The sequence below is a fragment of the Kitasatospora sp. NPDC034533 genome (assembly GCF_055575155.1).
The window spans coordinates 111,358-117,595 of the sequence record NZ_JBVITE010000009.1 but is presented as its reverse complement, the minus strand read 5'-3'; the positions used below and the strand labels follow the sequence as shown (position 1 = coordinate 117,595).

Genomic DNA, 6,238 nt, shown 5'->3' with positions numbered 1-6,238 from the left:
TTTGCTGTTTCCCCCTTCCCCCCCCCCCCCCCCCCCCCCCCCCCCCCCCCACCACCCACCCCCCCCCCCCCCCCCTCCCCCCTTCCCCCCCCCCCCCCACGGCCGGTTGCCGGAGCCGGCGCGTCACATGTTGATCATGTGGCCGGCGAGGCCGTGGATGGCCTCCTTGACCGCCTCGCCGAGGGTCGGGTGGGCGTGCACGTTGCGGGCGACCTCGTGGACCGTCAGGTCCCACTGCTGGGCCAGCGTCAGCTCCGGCAGCAGCTCGGTGACCTCGGGGCCGATCAGGTGGGCCCCGAGCAGCTCGCCGTGCTCGTTGTCGCTGATGATCTTGACGAAACCGGTCGCCTGGCCGAGGCCGTGTGCCTTGCCGTTCGCGGTGAACGGGAACTTGGCGACCTTGACGTCGTGCCCCAGCTCGCGGGCCTGCGCCTCGGTGTAGCCGAAGGAGGCGACCTGCGGCTGGCAGTAGGTGGCGCGCGGGACCATGACGAAGTCCACCTCCTGGGTCTCCGCCCCGCCGATGGTCTCGGCGGCGATCACGGCCATCGTCTCGGCGGCGTGCGCGAGCATCAGCTTGGCGGTCACGTCGCCGATCGCGAAGATGTGCTCGACGTTGGTGCGGCCTCGGCCGTCCACCGCGATGGCGCCCCGGTCGGTGAGCTTGACCCCGGTGTTCTCCAGGCCGTAGCCGTTGACCCGCGGCGCGAAGCCGATCGCCTGGAGCACCTTGTCGGCCTCCAGCACCCGCTGCTGCCCGTCCTTGGTGACGGTGACCCGGACCTTGGCGTTCGGGTCGCTGTCGTCGATCGACTCGACCCGGGTGGAGGTCAGCACCTCGATGCCCAGCTTGCGGTACTGCTTGGCGAGTTCGGTGGAGACCTCGACGTCCTCCAGCGGCACCACGCGGTCCAGGAACTCGACGATGGTGACCTTCACGCCGTAGTTGTGCAGCACGTACGCGAACTCGACGCCGATCGCGCCGGCGCCCGCGATGATGATGCTCTCCGGCAGCTGCTCGGTGAGGATCTGCTCCTCGTAGGTGACCACGCGCTCGCTCAGGCTGGTGCCGGGCAGCAGGCGGGTGGTGGCACCGGCGGCGATGATGCAGTGGTCGAAGGTGACGACGTCGAAGCCGCCGCCGCTGAGCGCGACCTGGAGGGTGTGGTCGTCGACGAAGGTGCCCCAGCCGTCGTACTCGGTGATGCCGTTCTTCTTCATCAGGTAGTGGACGCCCTTGACCCGGCCGTCGGCCACCGTGCGGCTGCGCCGGAACGCCTCGCCGAAGTCGAAGGTCACCTGGCCGTCGACCTTGATGCCGAAGGTCTTGGCCTCCTTGGTGAAGATGTGGGCGAGCTCGGCGTTGCGCAGCAGGGCCTTGGAGGGGATGCAGCCGACGTTGAGGCAGACGCCGCCCCAGTACTTGGCCTCGATGACCGCGACCTTCAGGCCCAGCTGGGCCGAGCGGACGGCGGCGGTGTAGCCGCCGGGGCCCGCGCCGAGGACGACGACGTCGTAGTGGGTGCTCATGTTGCTGACTCCTCCGAGGGTGTCACGGTGTCGTGATCTCGGTCCCATGGTGTCAGGACCGGGCTCGGCGCACCCGCCGGGTCCCGGCGGAGGCGCTCGCGGCACCGTACCGGCCGCCGGGCCGGATTGTCAGTCCTCTCCGCCACGTTGGCCGCCACCCGCCCCCACCAGGGGCGATGACGGAGGGAGGTCCCGGATGGAGGCTTCGCGTACGGCGGTCGGGTGGGCCCGCCGGGCGGGAGGGGCGGGCCCACCCGGGCGTCAGGCCGCCACCGTGTGGGAGGGGCTGCCGCCGGTGTAGCCGGTGCCCGTCGCGCCGGCGCCGGGGGCCGCCTTCGCGGCCGGGCGCTGCGCCGGGGCGGGCTTGTGCAGCGAGGAGAGGTCCCAGGCGTAGGTGCCGACGGCGTTCGCGATCACGTCGATGTTGACGTCGAAGGCACGCATGTCGATGTTGCCCAGGTCGTCGCAGGCCTTGTGGTAGCAGGCGTCGTAGGCGGCGCCGGCCGTGCCTCCGTAACGGGCCGCCTGCTCGGGGGACTTGAACTTCTCGGCGCCGGTGTCCGTCCCGCCGGCCGGGATGCCCGCGTCGATGAACGGGCCGTAGTCGGAGCGGCCGTCGAAGGCGGTCGGGTCGTGCGGCAGGCGGCGTCCGTCCAGGTAGCCGTTGATGTCCCGCTCGATCTGCGCCGAGCCCTCGGGGCCCGCGTCGCCGCCCGCGCTGCCCGAGCCGTTGTAGACGAACTGCGCGTAGTTGGGGGATGCGATCATGTCGAAGTTGAGGTAGAGGGCGATCTTCTTCCGATCCGCCTCCGGGAGGGAGTTCACGTACGCCTCGGCGCCCTTGAGGCCGAACTCCTCGGCGGACCACCAGGCGAACCTGACCTTGTTCCTCACCGGGTGCGTGCCGAGGTTCTTCGCGACCTCCAGGATGCCGGCCGAACCGGAGCCGTTGTCGTTGATGCCCGGCCCCTCGGGGACGGAGTCCAGGTGCGCGCCGACCATCACGGTGTTCTTCGGGTCGCCGCCGCGGGTCTCGGCGATGACGTTCCGGGTCTTGCGCGGCTCCATGAAGGTCCGGATGTCCAGGGCCACCCGGACGGGCCCGGCGGCGGCCTCGGCGGCCAGCGCCTCACCGGCCGCCCGGGTGATCCCGCCGGTCGGGATCCTCCCGGCCGCCGGGTCGCCGAGCGTCCCGTTGAGGCTGCCCTCGGTGTTGTTGTAGACGATCGCCCCGGCCGCCCCCGCGGCCGCCGCGGCGGACTGCTTCTCCGCGAACGAGCACCCGCCGCGGCGGATCAGCGCGATCTTGCCGGTGAACGCGCCCGCCGGGTAGTCGGCGGGCGTGCAGCCGGTGGTGGCGCTGACCGGCGCGACCGCCAGGTCCGCGGTCAGGCCCGCCGCCGGGCCGCTCACCGAGTAGGTCATGGCGATCACCGGCACCGACTCGGCCTTCGGGGACAGCACGTCGAGGTGCTCCGAGCGGGCCTCGAAGTAGGTGTACGTGAACTCCTGCTCCGAGACCTGGAGTCCGGCCCGCCACGCCTGCTCGTAGACGTACCGGGCGGACTGGTCGTGCCCCTTCGAACCGGCCACCCGGGTGCCGCCGTTGCGGTCCGCGATCTTCTGGAGCGCGACCAGGGTAGACCGGGCCTCCCGGGCGCTGCCGGCCTCGACCAGCGCGGACGCGAGCTTGGCGCCCCTGCGCGCCGGGTCCGGGTCCGCCGAGGCGCTGCCCGCGCCGGCCAGGAGCAGCGGGGCGACCAGGGCGGTGACGGCCAGGGCGGCGCCCGCGCCGCGCCGGGTGACGGCGGGCCCCGGGCGCGCCGGGGAGGTGAGCGGGTCGGGCGGGGTGGAGCGGTCGAACGGGGACGTGGAGCGACGGGCGCGCAGCATCAGGGCGACTCCTTCCGACGGGCCGTGAGGTCACGATTTGACCCGACCGGAATCCCGTTGCCAAGCCTTTACGCGCACCTTGCGAGATGCGGTCCGCGCCGCGCGCGGTGATATTGGAGGGGTGGGGGCGTCTCATCCGGGAGTGTGACCAGATGTCCGTGTTGGATAAGCTCAAGAGCCTGCTGAAGGGCCACGAGGACCAGGCCGAGAAGGCCGTCGACAAGGGCGGCGACACGTTCGACGAGCGCACCCAGGGCAAGTACAGCCGCCAGACCGACGCCGCCCAGGAGAAGCTGAAGGAACAGTTCCGCGACCAGCCCCCGCAGTAGCGCACCGCACGGGACTCCGCGCCGGCGCTGTCCGGCCGGCTCACCGGCCCCGGACCGGCCGAACGGCCGGTCCGGGGCTCAGCCTTCGTCCGCCGGGGCTCAGCCTTGGTCCGCTGGGGCTCAGCCTTGGTCCGCCGGGGCTCAGCCCTGGTCCGCCGTCCCGGGCGGGGCGCCGGCACCCTCGTCCTCACCGACGGCGCCGCAGTTCTCGCAGGGCTCCGGTCCGGGCCGCTCGCGCAGCCGTCCGCACTCCGGGCACACCCGCTCCAGCCAACAGGCCGATTCGCCGCCTTCGTCCATGCCGTCGATTCTGCTCCGCGCGCCCCCGCCAGCGCGAGTAGACACTGTCTACCACCTTTGGTAGACAGTGTCTTCATGACCGAACAGGAACGGGACCTCCGGGCCCGGCTGGTGAGCGCGGGCGTCGAGTTGGTGGCCGAGGGCGGTGTCCAGGCACTCGGCCTGCGCGAGATCGCCCGCCGCGCCAGCGTCTCGCACGGCGCGCCCCGCCGCTACTTCCCCGCCCACCGCGAACTGCTCGCCGCCATCGCCCAGCACGGCTTCGGCCGGCTCACCGACACCCTCGCGGGTGCCGACGCGCTCGCCGCCACCACCGGCGCCGACGCGCGCACCCGCCTCGACGCCCTCGCCCGCGCCTACCTCGGCTTCGCCGCCGCCAACCCCGGCATGTTCGAGCTGATGTTCCGCCACGACCTGCTGGAGGGCAGCGGCGTCGAACTGCGCCGCACCACCCTGCCGTTGTTCCACACCTTCGTCGGACTGGTCTCCGAGGTGCACCCGGGCTCCGACGACCCGGCCGCCGCCACCGCGGCCCTCTGGTCCAACCTGCACGGCCTCGCGCAGCTGCGCACCTGGGGCAGCCTGCGGCTCATCACCGGCAGCGACTCCGTCGAGCCGCTGCTGCGCACCGTGCTGGACGCCCACCTCGGCCCGGCCGCCCGGTGACGCTGGCGCCCCGCCGGGGGCTCGTCCTCGCCGCGAGCATCACCGGCGCCGCCCTGGTCGCCGTCGACGGCACCGCGCTGACCGTCGCCCGGCCCGTCCTCCAGCACGATCTGCACGCCTCCGTCGCGGCCGTCCAGCGGGCCGGCACCGGCTACCTCGTCGCCGTCGCCTCCCTGTTGGTCTTCGCGGGCCGACTTGGCGACCGGTACGGGCACCGGCGGGTGTTCGCGCTCGGCGTGGCGGGGTTCGCCGCCGCCTCGCTCGGGATCGCGCTCGCCCCCGGCATCGGCTGGGTCATCGCGCTGCGGGTGGTCCAGGGCGTGGCGGGCGCCCTGCTGCAACCGGCCACCCTGGGCATGCTGCGGGCCGCCTGGCCCGCCGACCGGCTGGCGGCTGCGATCGCGATCCGCACCGCCGCCATCGGGCTGGCCGCGGCGGCCGGACCGCTGGTCGGCGGGGCGCTGACCGCGCACTTCGGCTGGCGGTCGGTCTTCCTGCTGGGCCTGTTGCCCGCCGTTGCCGCCCTGCTGTCGGCCCTCGCCGTGCCGGCCGGGACCGCCAGACCCCGCCCTTCGGCAGCCGCGCGCGGCGCCGGGCTGGACCTGCCGGGGGCGGCCCTGCTCGCGCCGGCGCTGGCCTGCCTGGTGCAGACCCTGGTCATGCTGCCGCAGGACGGCTGGTCGGCCGGCCCGGTGCTCGGGCTCGCCGCGGCCGTGCTCCTCGCGGTGCTCCTGGTCCGGCACGAACGCCGCGCCGCCGACCCCCTGCTGCCGCCCTCGCTGCTCGGCTCGGCGCTGGTCGCCCCACCGCTCGGCGTCCTCCTCGCGGCTTCGGCGGCGCTCCAGGGCGCGCTCTTCCCGGCCACGTACTACCTCCAGGACGTGCTCGGGCTCGACCCCTTGGGGAGCGCTCTGCGGGCGGCGCCGCTCGCCGTGACGATGATCCTCGCGGCGCCGGGCTCCGCCTGGCTGACGAAGCGCCACGGCGAACGGACGGTGGTCCTCGCCGGCATGGTGATGATCACCGCGGGGGCGTTGCTGACCGCCCGGCTCGGGCCGGGCTCCGGAACGGTGGCGATCGGCGGCTGCTTCGCCCTGCTCGGCGCCGGCTTCGGCGCGGTGATGGCCACCACCACCGCGCTGCTGGTCCGGGGCGCTTCCGCCGCCCGGGCCGGGGTCGCGGGCGGCCTGCAACAGACCGTGCTGAACATCGGCCCGGCGCTGGGCATCGCCCTGGCCACCGCCGCCTCCGGCCGCACGGACCCCGGCGCGGCGCTCACGCCCGCCGTGCTGACCATGGCGGCGGTGGCCGGCGCGGGGACGCTGCTCGCCGTGCGGCTGCCCGGCCGGGCGGCGGCCCTGGTGTCCGGCGGGGTGCCGGGCCAGGCCGCGCCCGCGTCGCCGAAGCCGGGCCGGGCGTCGGTCACCGGCCGCTGACCGACGCCCTCCCGGATCGCACGCCGGTGGGGCCCTCCCGGTCACGTACCGGCGCCGGCGCCCGGTCACACGCCGGCGGCACCC

6 protein-coding genes are annotated in these 6,238 nt (G+C 74.3%); 3 read left to right on the top strand and 3 right to left on the bottom strand.

Annotated elements, in window-relative coordinates:
• Positions 1-123: 123 nt before the first annotated feature.
• Together lpdA and ACZ55U_RS09385 are read right to left on the bottom strand one after the other, a co-directional pair.
• Entirely contained in the window at positions 124-1,530 is a 1,407-nt protein-coding gene (gene lpdA, locus ACZ55U_RS09390; protein WP_465524146.1) for a dihydrolipoyl dehydrogenase, read from the bottom strand.
• Between the two features lie 261 nt (positions 1,531-1,791).
• The gene (locus tag ACZ55U_RS09385) at positions 1,792-3,423 is read right to left on the bottom strand and encodes a M28 family peptidase (protein ID WP_465524144.1); all 1,632 of its coding nucleotides are present in this window, start codon (positions 3,421-3,423) and stop codon (positions 1,792-1,794) included.
• Positions 3,424-3,575: 152 nt separating this feature from the next.
• Here ACZ55U_RS09385 and ACZ55U_RS09380 point away from each other — a divergent pair, with 152 nt between their 5' ends.
• A complete protein-coding gene (locus tag ACZ55U_RS09380; protein WP_465524142.1) occupies positions 3,576-3,752 on the top strand; it encodes an antitoxin in 177 nt (58 codons plus the stop codon).
• Positions 3,753-3,893: 141 nt separating this feature from the next.
• Here ACZ55U_RS09380 and ACZ55U_RS09375 read toward each other — a convergent pair whose 3' ends face one another.
• A complete protein-coding gene (locus ACZ55U_RS09375) occupies positions 3,894-4,052 on the bottom strand; it encodes a hypothetical protein (RefSeq protein WP_465524140.1) in 159 nt (52 codons plus the stop codon).
• Positions 4,053-4,127: 75 nt separating this feature from the next.
• On the opposite strand from ACZ55U_RS09375, the gene ACZ55U_RS09370 reads away from it, so the two are divergent.
• Together ACZ55U_RS09370 and ACZ55U_RS09365 are read left to right on the top strand one after the other, a co-directional pair.
• Positions 4,128-4,718, top strand: coding sequence for a TetR/AcrR family transcriptional regulator (locus tag ACZ55U_RS09370; protein ID WP_465524138.1), 591 nt, complete (start codon positions 4,128-4,130; stop codon positions 4,716-4,718).
• A gap of 2 nt (positions 4,719-4,720) precedes the next feature.
• Entirely contained in the window at positions 4,721-6,154 is a 1,434-nt protein-coding gene (locus ACZ55U_RS09365) for an MFS transporter (protein ID WP_465524315.1), read from the top strand.
• Positions 6,155-6,238: the final 84 nt, after the last annotated feature.